Source organism: Rhizobium pisi (assembly GCF_003938655.1).
Taxonomy (GTDB): Bacteria; Pseudomonadota; Alphaproteobacteria; order Rhizobiales; family Rhizobiaceae; genus Rhizobium; species Rhizobium pisi.
Genome location: NZ_RJJT01000004.1, coordinates 314,688 through 335,989, shown reverse-complemented (window position 1 = coordinate 335,989; position 21,302 = coordinate 314,688). Strand labels below are relative to the sequence as shown.

The following is a 21,302-nucleotide window of genomic DNA, read 5'->3' as shown; positions in this document are numbered from 1 at the left end:
CCCGCCCCCCGGCAATAGAACACGCACTGTTTCGCTCAATGCGTCATATCGAATCGAGACGCTTCCTGGCCTAACGCCATTTTGGCTGCCCCGGCGGAGCATTGGCCTGGATTTCATGGAGCGGCGCCCGGGACCCGAGGAGTTTCTTCAGCTTCTTTTCCTCTGCCGGGCCGATCCCGAACTTGCGGCAATGTTCCGCAACATCGTGCTCTCGCGGGCCGGGAATGCGAACTTGGCGGTTGTTCATGGTCTTCATGTCTGCTTCCTCCTGAAGGAAGAACCAGCAAGCTGCCGATTTGTTCGTTAGATGCACCTAAAATTCAATGCATGCTCATTCCAGTTCGGCTAGCGAGAAAACCGCCAGCCTGCCCGTAGCGCCGCCGCAGGTGGCTCCAGATTGTCTGTTCAACCCGTCATCAGGCAGAGTATGGTGAACAGGACCTGAGCCGCGATGTGAGCAGTGTTCGTTGTCGAGTCGTATTGTGGCGCTACCTCGACCACATCACCGCCTACGATGTTCAACCCACGCATCCCCCTGAGAAACTCCAAGACCTCGCGTGGCGTAAGTCCTCCGACCTCGGGCGTACCGGTCCCAGGGGCAAAACCCGGATCAACACTGTCGATATCGAATGACACGTAGGTAGGGCCGCTTCCAACGACGGCTCGCGCTTTTTCAATCAGCGCTGCGATGCCGATGTGGGGAACCTCCTCGGCATGGATAACCGTCATGCCGCTCTCGTATGAAAACTCCCAAAGATATTCGGCACCGCCGCGAATGCCGATCTGGATCGTGCGTTCGGGATCAAGCACGCCGTCCAAGACGGCCAGCCTGAATGGTCCGCCATGTTGAAACTTGGCCCCCTCATATGGTCCTGCCGTATCACAATGGGCATCGATGTGGATCATCCCAACCGGTTCTTGCGCTCCAACTGCTTTTAGAATCGAAGAGGTTATCGAATGATCGCCGCCCACCGACAGCGGGCGAACGCCTGCGTTCACAAGCTTCTTATAGAAGCTAAAAATATCCGCGTGGCAGAGGTCGAGGTCGTAACGGCTCTGCATCGGCACATCACCGATATCCGCGACCTTTGCAGTCGATAGCGGAGACGATTTCAGCACATGGTCGTAAGGTCCTATCCGCTCGATATTTCGGACAGCCCGAGGGCCGAACCTGCTGCCATTTCTGTTGGTGACGCCAAGGTCCATCGGGACGCCGAGCAGGGCAATATCCAAACCGCCAAAATCGGCAGTGTCCTGCAGATCGGGACGGCACGGTGCGCCGACAAGCGTTGGTATTCCGGCGAAAGGCCACTTCCGTCTATCACCACTGGTGAACTGCGCCTTCGCGACACGAGCGAAGTTTTCGTCAAAAATGTCGCCACCGGAAGCATTCGCGTACTTTTCGCGGAGGGCGTTCAGTTTAGCCAAATCTGTCATTGCAACGTCCTTTGGTAAAATTCTTTGTTGGTTCACGATAAGCTGCGATGGAAAGCTAGACCGGTCGGTCGAGATAGGTCGTGGCGACGTCGTGCATTCGCTCCTGCGACATAGGGTTCCCGTGGCCGCCGTAAACGATTGACACTTCAGTGTCCTTCAATCGCGACATTGTATTGCGATAAACTTCCTTGTCGCAACCGGAGAGATCGTCCACCAGACCACCGTCGTAAATGGCGTCCCCGGAGAAAAGACCGACAGTCCGTGTGTCGAAGAGGGCGATCGATCCGGGCGAGTGACCGGGAAGATGCAGCACTGTGAAGCCGACCCCTCCGATGTCGATAGTTGATCCCTCGCGAACCACTTCAGTCAGAGGTGCGGGCGCTTGCATAGTCGGCTTGGTTCCAGCCCGCGGAGGACCTTTACCCGATGAACTTTCGCCGGCTGGCCTTCGGACGACCTGAATTCTGAGACTCTCGGGAGACATGGCCAATGACAACAGGTCAGTGGTATCACGTCGCTGTTGATCACGACGCGACCGGAAAGGTCCGCGTGTACATCGACGGTGTGATGAGGGCGAGCTCCACGCCAGCAAACTCCGCGATCGGCGACTATGCCGGCGCTCTAGGCATCGGAGCTCAGAACTCAGGTGGTACGGTCGACATGAACGGTTAGCTTGATGAACTCCGCATTACCAAGGGTGCAGCCCGCTACGCCACGGACACCAGCTTCAGCGTGCCAACCGCTGCTTTTCCGCGCTCCTGACCGACGGTTATGTCATGATCCATCATCCAGTGGCCGTGGCGCGTTTGCCGCGCCTGGGGAAAAACGGAATCACCCTGGGGACGCGCTCGGCATAGGACCGGTAGTCTGGAAATGCCGCCCGGAGCACCGTCTCTTCGTTACTCATCCGGCGAAGTTGCAGGCACCAGTGCACGAGTCCGAGAAACACCGTCCACGGAGAAAAGCTGAATAGAATCATTCCGACAACGAATATCTCCTCGGTCAGATAGAGCGGGTGCCGGACGATCGAATATGGCCCCGTTGTGACCAGAGCTCTTGCACCCGGTGCTATGCTGAAACTGCGGCCGAGGATCGCAAGCATATATGCCGATGAAATGCAGCCAATGATCATCAAAACCATTGCGGCAACGCGCACAGTATCTGGCAACACCATTGGCGGAGGAAGGAAGGCGATCAGTAGGAAGAGGAAGCTGCCTGCCATCGCCGTCAGGTATGGTTCAACGCCGCGCGCAGACCGCACTTGGGGCATTCTTGTTAGGGTTACGACACACATCATGCCGACAAATAAGATCGCAGCGATCTCAGCTATTAGGAATACGACGCCCGGATAGTCGTCGGCCGTCATCGTCCGTCCGATCTTAGTCCACACAACTAGTATTGAGTAGGAGCAGATGCCAATCCGGCCGATGACATCTGCAATAATCAAGTGTCGATTGCTCATTGGTACCCCCGCGTTGCTTGAAGGCATCTTCGCACGGTTGCGGAAAATGGCAATCGCAACCGGTTAAATTGGTGAATACCAACTATTGGGGATGTGACTTACACCGATGCGCCGCCATCGGCGTCTGTCAATGCAACGAAACGCGATGCGCCAGCAGCTGATCAATGCTGGCCCGGATGCGGATGCGGCGGATGATCTCGGCGTGAGTGAAAAGGCAGGCGAGGGCAGCCACGATGATCAACACGGTTCCGAGCAGCGCTGTAGGCAACGGCAGTGACCAGTCGACATAGCCGGGGAGTGACGCCCCGCTGCGACCTGCTGCGGCTGTGCTTGCAGCAGCATTGGCAAGCACCAGCCCGAGCAGCGCAACATGAGCATGAACGAAGCGTGCCCTAAGAAACCGTTTCGGATGAAAAGTAAGATAGACGCCGAAAATCGCCATCAATGCAAACGCAGCGAGAAGTTCCCACGCCCCCATCCCCGCCACGCTAAGTAACATGAGGGGTAGGCGCAACACAGGCAGCAACGTCAGGTACAGCGCCCAAGCAAACGGGCGTGATGGATACACTGCAAGGAGTAGCATGCTGGCGGCAAATACCGCACCAATCGCATAGACCAAAGCAGGTCCGAGACGAACAAAAGTCAGAACCAAGACACGCATTCGCTTTCCTCCTTCGGCAGGCCTCGTGGTTCAGGGCAGAATATTCGCAAATGCGTGGGCAGGGCTTACCGCTCGACCGGGGCCGCATGAATGACTCCGGCTGCGGAGATTTGCAACCTTTCACATCACTTATCTATCCTTGAACGAGGCGATTTCATGAATATCGACGACCTGAAGCGGTTTGCCCCGGCGCTCGTGTGCAGGGACATGTCCGTTCGCTCGGGGCGGCCGCATGGGCAGCCAATGGCGGAACGCCACTGAAAGCCAAGATCAAACGCACGGCGCTGTAGATTTTGGCGATCCAAAGCCGGCATGGGGCCAATGATGCCCGGTCGCCCACTTTCAACTCATGGGCCTTGTGGCGACGATGTTACGCCGTACGTTCTGCGCCACGCGCGCGACCTGGCTTGCTCAAGCCGGCGTCGAAGCCGAGCAGGCAGCGGCATCATTGGGCATGACGGCCGAGGAGTTCGAACGGACCACGCACACGCCAGCCCAGGCTTTCAGCAGCAGGCAGCGAACGCATTTTAACCGGTCCACAGGGCAATCGGTCCGCTGCATGAAATGGCAAGTATCTGAGAATTCGAGGTTTCGGGGAAATGATGAACCTTTTCAAGGGTTCAGACCGGTCGGAGTGGAGTGATTCGAACACTCGACCCCCACGTCCCGAACAACAACGTTTGCGCCAAAAATCCCAGAAATGCTGGCTTTCGCGCTGACTTTTGTGCCGTCGAAACGCACTCTTTTACGCTCTATCATTGCCAATCATTGCCGTAAGTTGGCGCGCCACGATCATACTGCAGCCCAGCAGTCAATCCGGATTCGACAAAAACTTGCCGGATCGCGAGACACTGAAGACAAATGAACATTCACCACCTGCCGGTCTACCGGCGGGCGTTTTGCCATGGAAGGAGAACAAACTGCAGATCCTAGATTTTGAAACGTCCGGAGGCTTCGCCGGAGACAGTGCTCGCGTGCTCGCCAGATTTAGCGTGCAGGTCACCGACGACATACGCCTGTGCAATCTCAGGCTGGTCGACACTCCGAAGGGGCGCAGGACATTCTTTCCCGGCGTCAGCGGGCGGAAGGTCCGTCACGACGTCGACGTCGCTTTCTCGCCAGATCACCGCAGCAGCATCCGCATTTTTCGAGGGGCACGAGATCGCCGATGACCGCACAAACGCAGCCTAAGCCGACGCCTGCCACGGATAGCCGCGAAGCACTGATTTTCGGTATTTATGATCGGCTCGTCGACCACGGCCACTGCGTCGCAGATGTGGTCCTGGCCCCGGCCAAAGCGGACGGAGGGCCCGATGGGAGAACACCGGGCCAGCAAATGTTTCCAGCTTGCCGGCCGACGAATGGCCGCAAGGTGAGGAAGCCGGGAAGAGAGCCTCAGTCATTGTTGATCACATCGATGGGTGCGATCCCAAAACATCCATGCTGGTATTTCTTCGCGAGAACGGAGAGCCTTCCGTCATCCAAATTGCCGGACCCGAGCACGATGCGGATATCGCAATGCGCATCATCGGGCGGGATATTGGTGCGAAGCCGCCGGAGACTCTGCCGACGCGCCCCTGTCAGAATCGCTGGCGAAGCTTCGGGAAGAGCTTTTTCCACCTAAGCCGGATCCCATCGCGGCAAACGATAATACGCCAACTGCTCAGCACGACTTCACCGCTCGCCTCGAGCGCTTGCAACGCCAGTTCGGCGGATCGATCATGTCCGGAGAACTTTACGGTGCAAAGGTCGGCGACGAGCGCGGGCGTATCTATTTCACTCCCGATGGCAGCGCCAGGCTCCATAGCCACCGCGGCGTATTCGAGATCGTCGAAGACAAGCCCATCGAGGCCACCGCGTTCAGCCTGGGCGATCCTTCCGACATTCCGGAGCGTGAGTGGCTTTACGGCAGGCACTATATTCGACGCTATGCCACGGCGTCCGCTGGCCCTGGCGGCGGCGGCAAGACCGCGCACTCGATTTCCGAAGCCCTATCGATGGTGACTGGCCGCCCGCTGCTTGAGCCCGACGGCGGTTTGATCAAGCCCTTGCGCGTGTGGTGGGTGGATGCCGAGGATCCAATTGACGAAATCAATCGCCGTTTCCACGGCGCCGCAAAGCACTTCCAGGTGACGAACGAGCAGATCGGCGGCCGGCTTTTTACGGATTCGGGACGTGATCAGGCATTCGTCATCGCTCGACAGGATGGCCGAGACCTGAAGATCGTGGCCATTCGTCGAAGACATAGTCTCTGAGATCGGTCGACGTGAAATCGACGTGGTAATCATCGATCCGTTTGTTTCAACGCATGAGGCACGGGAAAATGCTAACGGCGCCATGCAGCGTGTTGCAGCCGCCTGGGTACGTGTCGCCGACGAGGCCAACTGCTGTGTCGAGCTCGTGCACCACGTTTCGAAGAATCAGGGTGAAGTCACCGCGGATAGCGCTCGAGGGGGTGGTGCGTTCAAGGACAAGGTGCGCAGCATGCGCGTCTTCAATGTGATGACGCACGCCGAGGCAGAGAAAGCTGGCGTCGAGGATCCACGCGGCTATTTCCGTGTCGATCATGGGAAGGTCAACATGATCGCATCCGGCCGGTCTCAGTGGCGGCGCTTTGTTTCCGTGCCGCTGAATAATGGCCGAGGTCTGGTGAAGACTGGCGACGAGTCGGCGTGGTCGAGGCCTCGGCGGACGTCTTGGCTGATCGGGCAGCCGAGGTGAGCCAGGCCGCGGTCGCGGACGTTCCGGCAGAGGTGCTAGCGGGCCTGAAGGTGCGGCTCACCAGCATCGATTACAAGGCAGACCAGCGCGCCGAACACTGGGCCGGAAATCTACTGATCGAGACGGGAGTTGCCAAAGACAAGGATCAGGCGAAAGCAATGCCTGCCGCCTGGATTGAAGCGGGCGAGCTTGAAATAGTGCGCATGAAAGACGCCAGCCGGCACGAAGCGGACTTCATAAAACCCGTTGCGGGGGTCTAATTTTAACCCCCGCAAAAGGACTTCCGCACCCCAGCAAAACAGTGCGGCGGCGGGGGTGTATTCCTATGATGGAATACCCCCGCACGCTGTGTCTGTTAAGAAAATAGACCCCCGCAAAGCATTACCCCGCATCTGTGTCTGCCAGTTAGTGTGTAGGGATGCTGATGGTCTCCGCCAAAGGAACATCTGCCGATCTTGACGTCGCTGGGCCGTGCCACGGCGATAAACGTCCGCCGCGCTCAGTTAGCCGGAGCGCTCGTCAACCCAGTGATGCGCGCCCCGCAGACCGCCGTTTAATACCAGCGTCCCCGGCCGTACAAGCCGCCGCCGCCTAGCAAAAGAAGTACCACGACGATGATGAGAAGTGTTGTGAGATCCATGCGCGTTCTCCTCGGAGTACCATCACCATCTCGTTCGCGCCCGACGGGCGTTGCTCATGGCGGGAGTCCTTGGCTTATAACGGCAATGACCGGTGGTTGGTTCCATTCGATGGCCCTACCCGGCAGGCATTCGCGCCGGCGCGCGCTATTAATAGCTTCTCCACAGCATGTCAACAACAGTCTAACAAAAATTGGAATTTTTTTCTGAGCCGGACGAGACCGACATCGCCAAATACCCTTAGAAATCGGGTCTTGCATTGGAATAATATTTCGCTGGTGAATCGGCGCTCGGGTCACGGTACCCCTCGGAGGGGGTGCCCCGATCTCTTCCGGCGCGCACCCAAGGACCGGCCGCCTCCCCGAGCGTTATCGCAAATACAGGTATTTGCCTCGCGCGCGATCGCGCATAGCGCACGCGTGAGAAAACATTCAGCTTTTTCGGCCTCGGCAGGGATCTCATTCGCAACAAAAAACCTTCCTGCTTTCGCAAGAGGGCCTTCTGTCTCAGTTAGGAGAAGAACCCAAGGATTGAGGCCCAGCTGATTTTCACAGCGAAGCACAACCGGAAAGTCTTTTCCGACTGATTGGCCTCGATAAGGAAGAGAGCGTTCATGACGCCTCCTTTCATATCGTCGTGCGTGGTCTTTGGTATCCCCCCTTGCACCGTTGGACCAATGTCGATGACTATTTCCCCGTTTAAAACAGCTGGGCAGTGGTCATCGTCACGCGGCTGTTCCTTGTCGCGAACTGAAGTGGTCCGAAGCGCGCCTTCAGGAACCTCGTCGACGAGATCTTAGGGGAAGATGCGAAAGGCGTCGTCAGGCACACGCTGCGGCACACCGCGGCTACTTGGCTGATGCAGGCCGCAGCCGACAAGTGGGAGACTTCCGGCTATTTGGGCATGACGCTTGAGACCCTGGAAAAGACCTACGGCCACCACCATCCCGATCATCAAGCAAATGTCGGTGCAGCATTCACCACCGGCCGCGCTGGGAGGAAGAAGTGACCATTCATTGCCGTAATCGTTGCCGTGGTCTTTGGGGCAGCAATGCCAGGAAATGAAAAACCCCGCCGGAGCGGGGTTTCTAGCTGGTCGGAGTGGAGTGATTCGAACACTCGACCCCCACGTCCCGAACGTGGTGCGCTACCAGACTGCGCTACACTCCGTGACCAGCGGCGCTTCTATAGAACAGCCTATCTGGTTGCACAAGCACCAAATTCCAAAATTCGGGCGGAATTTTTGACAGTGGCGTGACAGGCCCCGGACGGCAGTTGCTGCTGCAAAAAGACACACTCGAAGCAAATCGAACGGAAGTGTCAAAGGGGCAATTTTCTTTTGCAGGGTTCCGCGCTAAAGGGCTCGACGGGATAGGCGAAACCGCCGTGAGGGCGGCTTCGCAGCCAATGCGCTTGAGATCAGGGACCACATGATGAAACTCCGCACCATGACCGCGGCCGGGCTTGCAATTGCGCTTGCCGGATGCACGACCATTCCTTCCGCCGGCAATCCGATCGAGGCCCGCTGGGTCGGCAAATCGGCCGGCATCTTCTTTGCCGCTTACGGGCCGCCGATCAGCGACCGCGAAGAAGGCTCGGGCACCGTCTATACCTGGCGCGGCGGCTACAAGACTGTGCGCATTCCGGCGAAATATGCCGAAGGCGCCGACGGCAAGCGCGGCAAGCAGATCGCGTCCGCCCGCACCTCCTATCTGCGCTGCCAGGCCGAAATCACCACCAGCTCCGACTACACGATCCGCGACATCCGCACCGTCGCCGACATCCCGGGCGTGGACGGTCCGTCCTATTGCGCGGAATTCCTGGCGCCGGAACAGAAGTAACGGACGGTTTGTCCGAAACGATGAAGCAGGCGGTCGGGTGCCGCATGTTTGTTGGCGGACTTCGCTCCTTACTCGGTGTCATCCTGGGCCTGTACCGAGCATCTGCTGCACTGGCTGCAGATGCTCGGGATGAGGCTTGCCATCAGGTTTGCGCCAAGGCGTCTCTCTCGTCTCGCCTACCTCTCCTCCGTCATTCCTGTGCTTGTCACAGGAATCCAGTGCGCCCAAGTCCTTGGGCGCAGGAGAATCTGCTTCACCGTATGAGAGTCATTCACCGCGCAGACGCGCGGTGGCTGGATTCCTGTAACGGGCACAGGAATGACGGGGATTGAGGCGACGCTTTCACCAGACCTCGCGCCGCCCCGGCCGGGTGAAGGCCGCAGTTGATGCCCCCAACCCTTACGCCGCCTGCTCCCCCTGAGCCGCACTCTCTGCCAGCTTGCGCGCCGCAACGAAATCCACCTTGCCAGAACCCAGCACCGGCACCGTGCCGATATTGACCTCGGCCGGTACCATCATGTCCATGGCGCCCTTCGATTTGGCGAAGGCGAGGAATTCGGCGCGGGTGGCGGTGGGGGCATCGGTCAGGAGCACCAGGCGCTCGCCCTTCTTGGCGTCGGGCAGCGAGGAGACGACCGAGAGAGCGCCCGGCCAGAGTTCGGCGGCCAGCGTCTCGACGGCGGCGAGCGAGATCATTTCGCCGCCGATCTTGGCGAAGCGTTTGGCACGGCCGCGGATCTTGACGAAACCGTCCTCGTCGATGGTGACGATGTCGCCGGTGTCGTGCCAGCCGTCGACGAGCGGCTCGAGGACGCCGGGCTTTTCGGCACGGAGATAGCCTGCCATGACGTTGGCACCGCGCACATGCAGCCTTCCGCCCTCATCGATACCAGGCACCGGTTCGAGCTTCCATTCCATGCCCGGCAGGATTTTGCCGACCGTGCCCGACTTGTTGTACATCGGCGTATTGATCGAAATCACCGGCGCGGTCTCGGTGACGCCGTAGCCTTCCAAAATGCGCAGGCCGAATTTTTCCATATAGGTCTGGCGGGTCGAGGCCTTCACCGGCTCGGCGCCCGAGAAGATGTAGCGGATCGAGCGGAAGTCGTAAGGATGCGCCGTCCTGGAGTAACCATTGAGGAAGGTCTCGGTGCCGAAGATGATCGTGGCATTCGAGACATAGATCAGTTCCGGTACGATGCGGTAGTGCAGCGGCGAAGGATAGAAATAGACCGGCACGCCCGAAATCAGCGGCAGCACGGTGCCGGCCGTCAGCCCGAAGGAATGGAACACGGGCAGGATGTTGAACACCTTGTCGCCGCTGTGAAAATCGATGCGGGCGGCGGCCTGGGCGGCGTTCGACAGAATGTTGCGGTGGGTGAGCACCACGCCCTTCGGCGTGCCCTCTGAGCCCGAGGTGAAGAGAATGACGGCCGGATCATCCGGCTGGCGTTTGACCAGCGGCCGCGCCTTCCTGAGATAACCCAGGATCTTGTCCTTGAGTGAGATTTCGGCCCTGAGATCGTCGAGCCAGACGATCTTCACCTGCTTTTCCATCTCCTCGATGACGGGCCCGAGCTTGGCCTGGGTGACGAAGGCGCGGGAGGTCAGCACATGTTTGACTTCGGCGGCCTTGCAGGCGGAGAGGATATTGGCGGCACCTGCAGTGAAGTTCAGCATCGCCGGCACTTTGCCCGCCGTCATCACGCCGAGAAGGGTGGCGGCCGCACCATTGGCATTCGGCAGCATGATACCGAGGTTGGTTTCCGGGAAGCGGGCGCGGAATTTTGCGCCGAGCACGGCGGCTCCCGTCAGCAGCTTTCCGTAGGTGAGCTTGCCGGTGACCGGATCTTCGACGGCGAGCTTGCCCATGCCGAATTCGTGGCCTGCCTCGACGACGCGATCGAGAACGGTGGAGGAGGTATCCGCAGTCCGGAACATCAGGTCTGACATGACCTGATAGAGCGCAGCCCCCGCCGCCGTGCGGCGTTTGCGGCCCTTCAGCTCCGGCGGCACTTCGAGCTTCACTGGCTCGAGAATGGTGACCTTGACCTTGGGGAACAGCCGGCGGCGGATCTTGCCGTTATCGAGATAGGAGAGATAGCTCTTCTCCAACCCGTCGATCCGGACCGGCACGACCATCGAGCCCGTCTTGTCGGCAACCATGGCGGCACCGTCATAGACCTTCATCAAGGTGCCGGTCACCGTCAGGCGGCCTTCGGGGAAGATGCCGATCGGGCTGCCATCCTGCACCACCTTGATCAGCGAACGCGTCGCCATCGGCTTTGTGGGGTCGAGCGGCAGGAATTTGCACATCTTCAGGAAGGGGCGCACCCACCAGGCCTGGGCGATCTTGTAATCGACGGCAAAGACCGGCTCTTCCTCGGTGATGGCGAGCGCGAGCGCGCCATCGAGCAGGCTGACATGGTTCAACGCAATGATCGGCGCCCGGCCGGCCTTCTTAATATTCTCAAGCCCCTCGACCTCCAGCCGCATGAAGGCGCGGAACAGGATCGAGATGAAATCGCGGAAGGGATTGGTGGGCAGCGTCTTCAGCATCAGCCAGGCGACGGCGAAATTGATGATGCCGAGGCCGATCAGGATCTGTGGGATGGAGGCGCCGAGCGCTTGGACGGCGGCAACGAGGCCGAGACCGACGGTGATGAACAGGGCGGAGAGAACATTGGCGGCACCGATGACGCGGGCGCGGCGGTCCTCATGCGCCCAGGTCTGGAGGGCTGCGAAAGTGGGCACGGCGATGAAGGCGCCCGAGATCGCCATGCCGGCGAGATCGATGGCGACACGGATGGTATTCTGACCGGCGAAGAAACCGGCAATCGTCGTCGCATGGCTTGCCGATGCCAAGCCCCAGAGGTTCCAGGCGAGATCAAGACTGAAGAGGCCGAGCAACGCCGTGCCGACAGGGGCCGGCAACAGTACGATGCGGCCGGATGACATCCAGGCGGCAATGGCCGAGCCGACGGCAACCGCGATGGCGAAGACGGTGAGATAGGCCGGCACGACGAGCTCGGAGCCGCCGAGCAGTTCGGTGACCATGGTCGGCAGAATGGAGAGGACGAAAGCGCCGACCAGCCAGAACCAGCAATTCATCAGCGCCGAGCGCCACAGGCGCTTGTCGGCGCGGATTTCCATGACCAGGGTGTAGCTGGAGCGGATGACATTCCGGTCGATTTCCAGATCCGGCGCCTTGGAGCCGGTCGCCGGGATCATGCGGGCCGAAAGCCAGCAGAGCACCGAAAGCCCCATCATCATGGTGCCGAAGATCAGCACATTTTCGCCGCCGGAAAAGGCGAATGCCGCGATGATCGTGCCGCCAAGGATGGCGATGAAGGTGCCGCCTTCGATCCAGGCATTGGCCTTCGGCAGGTCGCGGCGTTCGAGATGATCCGGCAGGATGCCGTATTTGATCGGCCCGAACAGCGCCGAGATGGTGCCGAAGCCGAACAGCGCCGCCATCAGGATGAAGATCGAGGAGAAGGCCAGGCCGACGACGGCTAGGCCGGCGATGGCGATCTCGCAGCGTTTCAGCAGCTCGGCGATTTTGGCCTTGTCGTGCTTGTCGGCGAGTTCGCCGCCGAGCGCAGACAGCAGCAGGAAGGGCACGATGAGGATGACGCCGGCAAGCGTCACCAGGGCGGCGCCCTCGCTCGCAGACATCTTGAAGAGAATGAGGAACACCAGGGTGTTCTTGAGGAAATTGTCGTTGAAGGCCGTCAGGAACTGGGTCCAGAACAGCGGCGCGAATTTCCTCGATGTCATCAGATTGTGTTGCACGGGCTCGTCCCTCTTTCGACTGACAGAGAAGGCCACAGAGTTGTTACGCAAAAGTTGAATGCGATAACAACTCTGCGCTGTGGTTAAGGAAGATCAATCTGCATCGTTACGATTGAACTTGACCAGGAGTTTCTCGGTGCGGGCATCTTCCACCTTGCGGATCAGCTTCTCGGATTCGGCATTGTCGCGCAGCGTCTTGGTGATGTTCACCGTGGTCTGCACCAGCATCAGAATGCCCATGGCGAGATAGCCTTTGCCCCAGAGATCGAGCGGCATCATATAGAGGCCAAGCGCCAGCATGAAGGCGGCCGCGCCGAAGGAGATGTAGGAGAAGCTGACCCAGCTTGCGGAATGTTTCTGGAAACTGTCGTTCATATCAGTGGTCCCTATGGTTCGATGGATGAATGGTCGATGGATGCAATTTCAAGCGGCGGGCGTGATGCGGCTCTTCAGCCGCGCCAGCACATCATCGGCGGATGAGCGCAGCGGCGCGCCGAAGCCGGCATTGGCAAGCTTTTCGATAATGCCGGCCGGTCGGATGGCGCCTTCCATGTCTTTCAGGGCTGCGGCCGTCAGTTCATTCTGGCTCTGGCGCAGGCGAAGGCGCGCCAAGGTCTCCTCGGCATCGTCGAGCGTCGCAAAGCCTGGACCGGCGACGGCGACATCGAGCTTCTGCGCCTCCTCAGTCGCGCGAGCGAGCCGCTCGCCGCGCTGCAGCTCCTGCAGCCGCGCCTCGGACGCGCGGACGATGCCCTTCAGCTTGTCGATCGCCTGGGTGAACTGCGCCTGCGCCTTTTCAGATGCATCCCGCTCGGCTTCGAGAAAGGCGATCGCCTCGGCCGCCTCGCGGGCCAGGCCCTCATTGCCCTTCGCAAGCGCTGCGGTGGCGCGGGTCTCCAAATCGGCGATGCGGGTGACGATCGCCCCGTGCTGCACCTTTTCCTGTTCGTTCTGGGCGATGGCGACCGCGACGCTGCGGCGGGCCGACTGGATCGATTGGGCGGCATCGCGGATCTGCTGGGCAAGCAGCGGCACGGCGTTGCGATCGGCGAAGGCCTGTTCGGCATCATGCGCCCTGCCCCGCAACAAAATGGAAATCAGTTTGAACATTTCCTTCCTCCGGTTTATGAACGTTGTTCACGAGATGACTTATGCCAGAATCATGAACGTCGTTCAAGATAATTTTTGAACGACGTTCAGAAAATCGAAGTGGAATGGTTAATGGCCGGCAGACGAGAAGAAAAACGCGAAGACCTGAAGGCCCGGCTGATCGAGGCCGCCCGCGAGCGGATCGCCAGAGACGGGCTGGCAAATCTCAGAGCCCGCGACATCACCCAGGACGCCGGCTGCGCGCTGGGCGGCCTCTACACGGTCTTTTCAGACCTTTCCGAGCTCGTAATCCACGTCAACTCCGCAACGCTGAAGGCGCTGGAGGCAAAGCTGACGCTTGATAAAACCAAAGACAGACCGCCGACCGACCGGCTGCGCAACCTGGCGCAGGGATACCTAAGCTTCGCCGTCGAACACCGAAACCTCTGGAAGGCCTTGTTCGACCACGCCCCACCCGAAACCAGCCCGACCCCGCAATGGCATCTCGACGAACACCTCTTCCTGATGGACGTGATCGCCGAACCGCTGGCCGAACTCCAGCCGGGTATGTCTGCGGAGGACAGGGCTATTCGGGCGCGCACGCTTTTTGGCGCGGTGCATGGGGTGATCAGCATAAGTTTGGAGGGGCGCTTTGTGGGATTGCCGCTGGAGAGGTTGGCAAGGGAGGTGGATGAGTTGGTGCAGACGATTGCGGCGGGGGCGGAGCGGAGAAGGTGATGGGGCGTTGGGGGGATGGCGCTGGCATTTTCGCCGAAGCTCCACCCCACACTCCGTCATCCTCGGGCTTGACCCGAGGACCCATGGCCAAGCACTCTATGCCCTCCACGCCAGCGCGAATGGAGACCCCATGAGCCGTATATTCATCACCGGTTCCACCGATGGCCTCGGTCTTGCCGCAGCACGCACCCTCATGAAGGAGGGCCACGACGTCGTGCTGCACGCCCGCTCCAGGGAGCGCGCCTCCGCCCTCGCCGAGATTTCGCCCACCGCCCTCGGCATCGTCATCGGCGATCTCGCCAGCGCCACGGAAACGCGATCGATCGCCAATCACGTCAACGCCATCGGGCGCATGGACGCCGTCATCCACAATGCCGGCGTCTACCTTGAGCGCAGCCGGGGCGAAACGCCGGAAGGCCACGCAAAGACCCTGGCGGTGAATGTACTTGCCCCCTATCTGCTCACCGCCTGGATCGCGCGTCCCGACCGCCTGGTCTATCTCAGCAGCGGCATGCACCGCAGCGGCGGCAGCGCCCTTGACGATATCGACTGGAAGAAGCGGCCGTGGAACGCCAGCCAGGCCTATTCGGAAAGCAAGCTCTACATCGCCACCCTCGCCGCCGCCATCGCCCGCCATTGGCCGGATGTTCTCAGCAACGCCGTGGACCCCGGCTGGGTGCCGACGAAGATGGGCGGCGCCGGTGCGCCCGATGACCTCGAAATGGGGCACCTCACCCAGACATGGCTCGCGGCAAGCGATGCCGAACTCACCAAAGTCAGCGGCCAGTATTGGTACCATCGACATCAGCGCGAGGCTTCGCCTGAGGTTACCGACACTGGGTTTCAGGATGAGTTGATAGAGAAGCTCGCCGAGTTAACGGGCATTCGTTTGTTTGCGGAGCGCCGGCAAAGCGCAAGACCAGGCTAGCGGGCGTTGCCGCCTTCCCGTCTAATGTTTGTCAGCAGGCGTTCCTTGAGCAATCGCGCAGCCTGCGTGAGGCTCCGGCTCATTGTCGACCGAGAAGCCAATAAGCTCACCGCTCGAATCGGAAAATCCCTGTGGGTTGCAATCTGGCGTAGGGATATTCAGGGTAACAGTTTAAGCCGCAATCGCTGGCTGGGGCGCCAGGAGCCCCACCAATTTCTGGATAACTGTCAGAAATTATTATTATTGTTGACCTATTTCGATGCCGTGAGCTACTAACGTGTACTACTGATGTGTACTACCGGAGTGCAAATGGCAGATACTCGATACCTGAAACAGCGACGGCAGGGCTGGTACTTCGCGATGAAGGTTCCCGCTGATCTCATCGACAAAATGGGCAGGTCGGACATCGTTAAATCGCTGCGCACCCGTGATCTTACTCAGGCGCAGAGAGATCGATGGCCCCAGGTCGTAAGCTGGAATACCCAGTTTGAAGTCCTCCGTGGCACGCGTACATGGACGCCTGCCGAGATCGAGGAGAAGGCACAGGGGGAATACCAAGACACCCTAAAGATGCTTGCCGAGTACAATGAGAGCGGGGATAACGTCGACATCTTCGCTGAGCTTGAGGCCGAGAAGTTGGAGGGAGGGAACCTATCTGATCTCGACCATGCCCTCGTTTCGGCCCGTATTGCAGGGGCAGCCGGACGCAGAGCAGCGATGGACGGGAGAACCTTTGCCCTACCAGCCGCCTTCGGACGTAACGGCATCGACATGGAAACCCTCCAGCCGGTGACCGCTAAGAGGCGAAAAACTGGAGAAGCGTTCGCCGACGCAGCCCGCCGCTATATCGAGGAAATCCAACGCGACGCATCCGCGAAGCTCACAGAGCAAACACGGGGCCAGTACGAAGCGGTGTATCGTTTGTTCGACCAGTGGGCCGGTATGCCGAGCCTGGATGAGGTTGATCGCAAGCAAGCGGCGGAGTTTCTCGACAAGATCGCCACGTTTGACCCTCACTGGGGGCGAAGCCCGCACACTAAGCAGCGGACATTCAGCGAAATCATCAGAGATTTTGGCAATCACAAGATCGGCCTCAGTAACAGGACGATCAATCGATATGCCACGGCCCTGTCCATGGTTTGGCAGTGGGCTAAGCGACGGGGACTATTGACGCGCGAAAACCCGTGGGAGGATCAATACCGCAAAATCGGGGAAAAACGGAAGACGCAGAAACTGCCGTACACCATCGATGAATTGAAGGTACTCCTCGCCACACAGCCGGAGGTCCGCCCCGAGCAACAAAGCCATCCCAACACGCTCGCGTGGCTTTGCCACATCTCTGCTTACAGCGGCATGCGGTTGAACGAGATGTGTGACCGCAAGGTGGCTGATATCAAGCAAGAGGACGGCATCTGGTACTTCGACATCACCAATGCCAAGTCGGAGGCGGGTGATCGGAAGGTTCCCATTCATAGCCGTCTTATTGCTGCTGGCTTGCTCGAGTTCATCCGCCATCACCAAAGCGAATGGCTTTTTCCCGCGTTGAAACCGGGCGGCCCTGACGGCAAGCGATCATGGTACATCTCGAAACGCTTTACCGAACACAGGAGAGCCCTAAAAATAACGCGGCCTGACGAGCGAACCGGCAAAGACCGGGTTGACTTCCATTCGTTTCGACGCAGTGCAATCAAAGTTCTTGAGCGGGCGAGACTTCCTCAAACCGAGGCCGCGCAGGTTGTCGGTCATGATCGGGAGGGCATAACGTTCGGCACGTACAATCCGGAGGGGTTGGATATTCAAGCGCTGCAACAGGTTGTCGAGGCGATCCGATATCAAGGGATTGAGCGCGAACTTGGGGTTGCGGCATGAGCGCATTCGATCTCGCCGGTAAGAAGCCGCCAAGCGCGCCCTGAAGTCGCGGCACATGGCCTTGATCTCGGCAACACCGTCTGGCACCAATGTCGTCCTTTTAATCCACGGATGATGAACATCACATGCCCTATTGTGACCAATGCGGAGGAGAGATCATCATACGTCGGATGGGTGGCAGGGCGATCCCAATTCACTTGAACGGAAGCTGCTCCACCTCCCCCTCGTCTGCCCGCCCGGGCTACAAGAACTACTCCAGCGACAGTTACTGCCGTCTCACGAATTGCCCTCGCTGCGGAGACCGAGTGCTTTTCATTCGCCACAACGGCGGAAGTGTGTGGATTGACCCCCCTCCAGGCCCGCCTTGGCCGAGACACGAAAAATGCTTTCCCCGCGAAAGCGGCGCGGGGCCGAGCATCGTTGCGGATACTTATCTCAACGGAACATCTGCTTCGGGAAAAGCCATAGCAGTGGTAACCAGAGCGGAGGTTCACTTAAAAGAAACGCATACCATCCTGCACCTTCAGTACGACGATGGTTCTGGAGTTACCGTCTGGGTCAGAGGCGTCGCTGAACTGCAAGGTGAGCTGGTTATCTGCGACCACGAGAGACACGAGTTGAGATTTTGGAAGAGCCGATCTCAGGTATACGAGATCATTTGAGCAGGTTTATTTTGGCCCGCGTATCTATGGGGCCGCTCTCCCCCTTAGATTGCATTTGGGGATACCCATAGGCCCGCGCACAGAAGCAGCACCGCAAAAGCTGCTTGATTCCTCAATTCTCAAGTGAGCCGTACACACTCCAAACCAAAGGCTCCGCGCACGCCTCACAGGAGCCTTAGAACGAGCTTCAGCCATTTCCAGAGCGAGTGCAGCCTGAAGCCAGAAAACGCGCCAGTGGACACCTCCGAGTCGAGCATCGCCTGTCAATTATCACCCACTTTAGGAGAGAAGCTGGCAGTACTGGTTGATCTACATTCGATTAACACACGCCCTTGGATTACCACTCCCTTAAGGAAAGGCGGAATGTGGGCGATTGAATTCACCGCGACAGCACAATTATTAATTGCCACCACCATACGGATAACTACCCACTTATGAAGAACCACGCGCCCCCAACCGCTTAGCGGAAGGGTTGCGACCCGACAGGTTCTACCGCTCTTTCTTCCCTGCCTTGCCCTCGGTGATCTCAGCGATTGCCGACGGCATTTCCATGAGGGGGGTTGAAATTATCCCCAATGACAGCGCCCTCTCTGCGCACCGCTTACAAAGCGTCGTTGGTCCTCGCTCATCTGGAAAAGACAGAAGCGCCAACACCGGAGTAACTCTCGGCTGCTGGCGTTCTCTCCCAGACCAACCTCATCCAGAATGCAAGAGACAAGAATGACCAATTATCGCGACTGGCTGGAAGGCCATAAGCAAGCCTCACGTAGCCGTGGAGGTCGCTCGATCAATCCACCCAGCAGGGTCGACGAAGGCTATTTCGTCCGTGCAGAGCGGGAAGGTTGGAGCCACATCAAGAACTACAGCGGCTGGAAGCGCAGTGAAATCGCCAACCCGATCACGGGGGAGATCGCCACCAACTGCCTCACGATTACCAAGCTTGCTGAGCAGCTCAACACGACATCACCCACGGTCATCGACCAGATGGAAATGCTGCGATGGGTAGACCGTGTCCTGTCGGTGGAGAGTGTCCCGATGATCTGTGCCCCTGATCTACGGAAGCCACGATACTCTCGTCGGCCCCAAGCCACACGCCTGGCTATCGAGGAAGGCTACTGCATCCCGATCACTGTGAGCCGCTCTGTCGAATTTGAGGAGCGGCGTATTGGTATGATCCTGATTACGCCTGACGGACAGAGGCTGCTTTCCACGAAGCTCGGCCACGTCCCTCGTGAAGGCAAGGCCCGAGACATTGTCAAGCACTTCCTCGGAGAAGGCCGCACGCAGGCGGCGATCGTCGAGCTGACTGGCTACTCGCAGCAATCCGTGAGCTACCATGTCAGGCGGCTCCAATCGGCTGCTTAAAGACATTAGAAATCGCTAAGACAAAGAAATGGCAAATATGCATAATTAAGAGCATAAACGAGCCAAGGCAAAGTGTTGGTGGTGACGACCCAGGATCATCGTCATCATCGATCCACCTCCACCCCTCGTCAGGAAGACCAAGTATGGAGATTGAATAAAGGCTGACCGAGGTCCTTCTAATGTAATCAGGTTATCTCAGGTGGTCTTTGCGATGGATGGAGGTGATTAGAGATCTCATCCACCAACACCCAAACCCTGAGGTGACCTATAAGGAACGCATCGACTTTCCCGGCAATCATCCGCGCAGTCCATTCATGCGCGCTCAAATCTGAGCGGTATGTCGTTCGTTTTCGCGTGTTGTGGTTACCCGACCCTTTTGTCGCATTGTCTTGGTGACGAGGGGCTTGGTTGTCATCAGCCACTCCCAGAAATATCCGGGAGAAAAATTTCTGAGGACAGATCAGATATAAGCCTTCCGGCCCGTCCCCCCGTACCCTGCGCCGGTCAGAAATAGCGGCATGAAGTGCCAGCTTGCGCAGACTTGTGCTGCCCGTACCTCTCCCGCCGGCACTGCGCCACCTGCTGGTGTCGAGAGGCCAGCGCAGTATTCCAGCAAGCCGGTGTCATTCGGGTACACAGCAGACGAACCACCCAAATCGTGGTTCGATAAATGTCTCTTGACAATTCAAATCGAACCTTTGATAAGCGAACCACATTAAACGAACCGAGGTGGTTCCAATGCATGTCCGCGCTTACCTTCGTGCCAGCACCAAAGACCAAGATGCCAACCGTGCCAGAGACGACCTATTCAGGTTCACTGAGGAGCGTGGGCTGAAGATCGCTGCCAGCTACGTGGAGAACGAAAGCGGTGCCTCCCTGAAGCGTCCTGAACTATTCCGCCTTCTGAATGACTGCCACCCCGGCGATGTCCTTCTAGTGGAGCAGGTTGATCGTCTTAGTCGCTTGAACGCTGAGGATTGGGAGCGCCTTAAAACCGAAATACAGAATCGCAGAGTGAAGGTGGTTGCACTCGACCTTCCCACCTCTTGGATGATGGCCACGGCTGGCAAGGATGATATCCAGAGCCGAATGCTCGATGCCATCAACGGAATGATGCTCGACATGCTGGCAGCCATTGCCCGCAAAGACTATGAGGACCGCAGACGGCGGCAGGCCCAAGGCATTGCTAAGGCGAAGGCTGACGGAGCCTATAAGGGCCGCCCTGAGGACGAGCAGCGTAACGCTGGCATCGTCAAGATGCTTGAGAGCGGCATGAGCTGGAACACTATTGTTGCTGCCACGAGCTGCTCACGATCAACGCTGGCTCGACTGGCCAAACGTGTCTCGGGGAAGACCGCGTCCTAATTCTCGGGCATTCGTTTCTCCTTCCCTGATTATGTGTTTTCGCCGAACCGTCGTTCCTGTCAGTCTCACTGAAAATGAGCTGCGGAGGAACAACGAGATGCTGCCCGGCTTGCTGAAAGCCATAAGCAGCAGTTAGGCTTCATGATCGAGTGCTTCGACATGAGGAGGATTGTAAGCTTCAATTTGCCATGCGCCACGATAGTTTGAAATGAGTCCATCAGCAGGCAACTCCATACCGCCTATCGCGGCCACCTGCCCTAAGCACCTGCTCAGATGTCCCCTAAGGACTTCCAGCCCATCAAAGTAAGCCTGTCTCGTATCGGGAGGCCGGTAAAACTCCTGATCCCCCAAGCTGTCCTGTTCTTTTCCTGCTGCCTTGAGGCGTTGCTCAAAGGTAAGGAACTGTCGAATACCCAAGGACATCGCATCCAGCAGCAGAAACAGTGGCCCATCCTGTAGGTCCGAGAGATCGACCTGCTTATCAACCAACGTTCTGCGAATTTCTTGAAGCGACGCCAGGGCATGGTCGATGCAATTGTCGCAGCATTCCCACGCGGAAAGAACACGGCGGTCCTTTAGCCGTATGACGATCTCCCTTGCTACCTGCTTCTCCTTGTCCTTGGGACTAACATCGAAACTCACGAACGGAAGGTTGAGAGTAACGTTGCCCACTCGACCGCTCACTTGTCGCCGAGCGCGAGCGAGAAGATCGCTCATGTCAAACTTGAATGG

The 21,302-nt window shown here is 58.6% G+C and carries 21 protein-coding genes and 1 tRNA gene; 11 read left to right on the top strand and 11 right to left on the bottom strand.

Features of this window, described 5'->3' with window-relative positions; all coding sequences use genetic code 11:
- Window positions 1–70: 70 nt before the first annotated feature.
- From EFD55_RS07970 to EFD55_RS07960, 3 genes are all read right to left on the bottom strand, one after another.
- Entirely contained in the window at window positions 71–256 is a 186-nt protein-coding gene (locus EFD55_RS07970; RefSeq protein ID WP_075225273.1) for a hypothetical protein, read from the bottom strand.
- Window positions 257–405: 149 nt separating this feature from the next.
- Entirely contained in the window at window positions 406–1,437 is a 1,032-nt protein-coding gene (gene speB / locus EFD55_RS07965; RefSeq protein ID WP_125844065.1) for an agmatinase, read from the bottom strand.
- A gap of 55 nt (window positions 1,438–1,492) precedes the next feature.
- Window positions 1,493–1,825 (bottom strand): MBL fold metallo-hydrolase, encoded by a 333-nt coding sequence (locus tag EFD55_RS07960; RefSeq protein WP_245438417.1) that lies wholly within the window; start codon window positions 1,823–1,825, stop codon window positions 1,493–1,495.
- Between the two features lie 101 nt (window positions 1,826–1,926).
- On the opposite strand from EFD55_RS07960, the gene EFD55_RS34270 reads away from it, so the two are divergent.
- Window positions 1,927–2,109: a LamG-like jellyroll fold domain-containing protein gene (locus tag EFD55_RS34270; protein ID WP_125844063.1), complete on the top strand. Its 183-nt coding sequence runs from the start codon at window positions 1,927–1,929 to the stop codon at window positions 2,107–2,109.
- Window positions 2,110–2,221: 112 nt separating this feature from the next.
- Here EFD55_RS34270 and EFD55_RS07950 read toward each other — a convergent pair whose 3' ends face one another.
- The 3 genes from EFD55_RS07950 to EFD55_RS07935 form a co-directional block, all read right to left on the bottom strand.
- Window positions 2,222–2,899, bottom strand: a complete 678-nt coding sequence (locus tag EFD55_RS07950; protein ID WP_183736680.1) for a methyltransferase family protein — start codon at window positions 2,897–2,899, stop codon at window positions 2,222–2,224.
- Between the two features lie 127 nt (window positions 2,900–3,026).
- Window positions 3,027–3,560, bottom strand: coding sequence for a hypothetical protein (locus EFD55_RS07945; RefSeq protein WP_125844061.1), 534 nt, complete (start codon window positions 3,558–3,560; stop codon window positions 3,027–3,029).
- A gap of 1,395 nt (window positions 3,561–4,955) precedes the next feature.
- Entirely contained in the window at window positions 4,956–5,180 is a 225-nt protein-coding gene (locus EFD55_RS07935) for a hypothetical protein (RefSeq protein WP_125844060.1), read from the bottom strand.
- Between the two features lie 74 nt (window positions 5,181–5,254).
- Between EFD55_RS07935 and EFD55_RS34090 the strand changes: the two genes are divergently transcribed.
- From EFD55_RS34090 to EFD55_RS07915, 4 genes are all read left to right on the top strand, one after another.
- Complete coding sequence (locus EFD55_RS34090) at window positions 5,255–5,815, top strand: AAA family ATPase (protein WP_125844058.1); 561 nt, start codon at window positions 5,255–5,257, stop codon at window positions 5,813–5,815.
- Window positions 5,816–5,837: 22 nt separating this feature from the next.
- Window positions 5,838–6,281, top strand: coding sequence for an AAA family ATPase (locus tag EFD55_RS34085; RefSeq protein ID WP_281039981.1), 444 nt, complete (start codon window positions 5,838–5,840; stop codon window positions 6,279–6,281).
- Window positions 6,257–6,541: a hypothetical protein gene (locus tag EFD55_RS07920; RefSeq protein WP_125844054.1), complete on the top strand. Its 285-nt coding sequence runs from the start codon at window positions 6,257–6,259 to the stop codon at window positions 6,539–6,541. The genes EFD55_RS34085 and EFD55_RS07920 overlap by 25 nt, the downstream gene beginning before the upstream one ends.
- 1,236 nt (window positions 6,542–7,777) lie before the next feature.
- Window positions 7,778–7,927, top strand: a complete 150-nt coding sequence (locus EFD55_RS07915; RefSeq protein WP_376774090.1) for a hypothetical protein — start codon at window positions 7,778–7,780, stop codon at window positions 7,925–7,927.
- A gap of 84 nt (window positions 7,928–8,011) precedes the next feature.
- Here EFD55_RS07915 and EFD55_RS07910 read toward each other — a convergent pair.
- Window positions 8,012–8,088, bottom strand: a tRNA-Pro gene (locus EFD55_RS07910).
- A gap of 263 nt (window positions 8,089–8,351) precedes the next feature.
- Here EFD55_RS07910 and EFD55_RS07905 point away from each other — a divergent pair.
- Window positions 8,352–8,759 carry a hypothetical protein gene (locus EFD55_RS07905; RefSeq protein ID WP_125844114.1) on the top strand — a complete coding sequence of 136 codons (408 nt, stop codon included), beginning with the start codon at window positions 8,352–8,354 and terminating at the stop codon, window positions 8,757–8,759.
- Window positions 8,760–9,158: 399 nt separating this feature from the next.
- On the opposite strand, the gene EFD55_RS07900 is transcribed toward EFD55_RS07905, so the two are convergent.
- The 3 genes from EFD55_RS07900 to EFD55_RS07890 form a co-directional block, all read right to left on the bottom strand.
- Window positions 9,159–12,554 (bottom strand): acyl-[ACP]--phospholipid O-acyltransferase, encoded by a 3,396-nt coding sequence (locus EFD55_RS07900; protein WP_125844052.1) that lies wholly within the window; start codon window positions 12,552–12,554, stop codon window positions 9,159–9,161.
- A gap of 93 nt (window positions 12,555–12,647) precedes the next feature.
- Window positions 12,648–12,929, bottom strand: a complete 282-nt coding sequence (locus tag EFD55_RS07895) for a YiaA/YiaB family inner membrane protein (RefSeq protein ID WP_125844050.1) — start codon at window positions 12,927–12,929, stop codon at window positions 12,648–12,650.
- A 48-nt stretch (window positions 12,930–12,977) separates the two neighbouring features.
- Window positions 12,978–13,664: a PspA/IM30 family protein gene (locus EFD55_RS07890; RefSeq protein ID WP_125844048.1), complete on the bottom strand. Its 687-nt coding sequence runs from the start codon at window positions 13,662–13,664 to the stop codon at window positions 12,978–12,980.
- A gap of 111 nt (window positions 13,665–13,775) precedes the next feature.
- On the opposite strand from EFD55_RS07890, the gene EFD55_RS07885 reads away from it, so the two are divergent.
- The 5 genes from EFD55_RS07885 to EFD55_RS07865 all read left to right on the top strand — a co-directional run bounded on the left by EFD55_RS07885 (window position 13,776) and on the right by EFD55_RS07865 (window position 20,570).
- A complete protein-coding gene (locus EFD55_RS07885) occupies window positions 13,776–14,381 on the top strand; it encodes a TetR/AcrR family transcriptional regulator (RefSeq protein WP_125844112.1) in 606 nt (201 codons plus the stop codon).
- A 130-nt stretch (window positions 14,382–14,511) separates the two neighbouring features.
- Window positions 14,512–15,309 carry an SDR family NAD(P)-dependent oxidoreductase gene (locus EFD55_RS07880; RefSeq protein ID WP_125844046.1) on the top strand — a complete coding sequence of 266 codons (798 nt, stop codon included), beginning with the start codon at window positions 14,512–14,514 and terminating at the stop codon, window positions 15,307–15,309.
- 309 nt (window positions 15,310–15,618) lie between these two features.
- Window positions 15,619–17,178, top strand: coding sequence for a site-specific integrase (locus EFD55_RS07875; protein ID WP_167493243.1), 1,560 nt, complete (start codon window positions 15,619–15,621; stop codon window positions 17,176–17,178).
- Window positions 17,179–18,560: 1,382 nt separating this feature from the next.
- Window positions 18,561–19,205: a MarR family transcriptional regulator gene (locus tag EFD55_RS07870; RefSeq protein WP_125844043.1), complete on the top strand. Its 645-nt coding sequence runs from the start codon at window positions 18,561–18,563 to the stop codon at window positions 19,203–19,205.
- 738 nt (window positions 19,206–19,943) lie between these two features.
- Window positions 19,944–20,570 (top strand): recombinase family protein, encoded by a 627-nt coding sequence (locus EFD55_RS07865; RefSeq protein ID WP_125844042.1) that lies wholly within the window; start codon window positions 19,944–19,946, stop codon window positions 20,568–20,570.
- Window positions 20,571–20,702: 132 nt separating this feature from the next.
- Here EFD55_RS07865 and EFD55_RS07860 read toward each other — a convergent pair whose 3' ends face one another.
- On the bottom strand, window positions 20,703–21,287 hold the full coding sequence (locus EFD55_RS07860) for a DUF6650 family protein (protein WP_125844041.1): 585 nt from the start codon (window positions 21,285–21,287) through the stop codon (window positions 20,703–20,705).
- Between the last annotated feature and the right edge of the window lie 15 nt (window positions 21,288–21,302).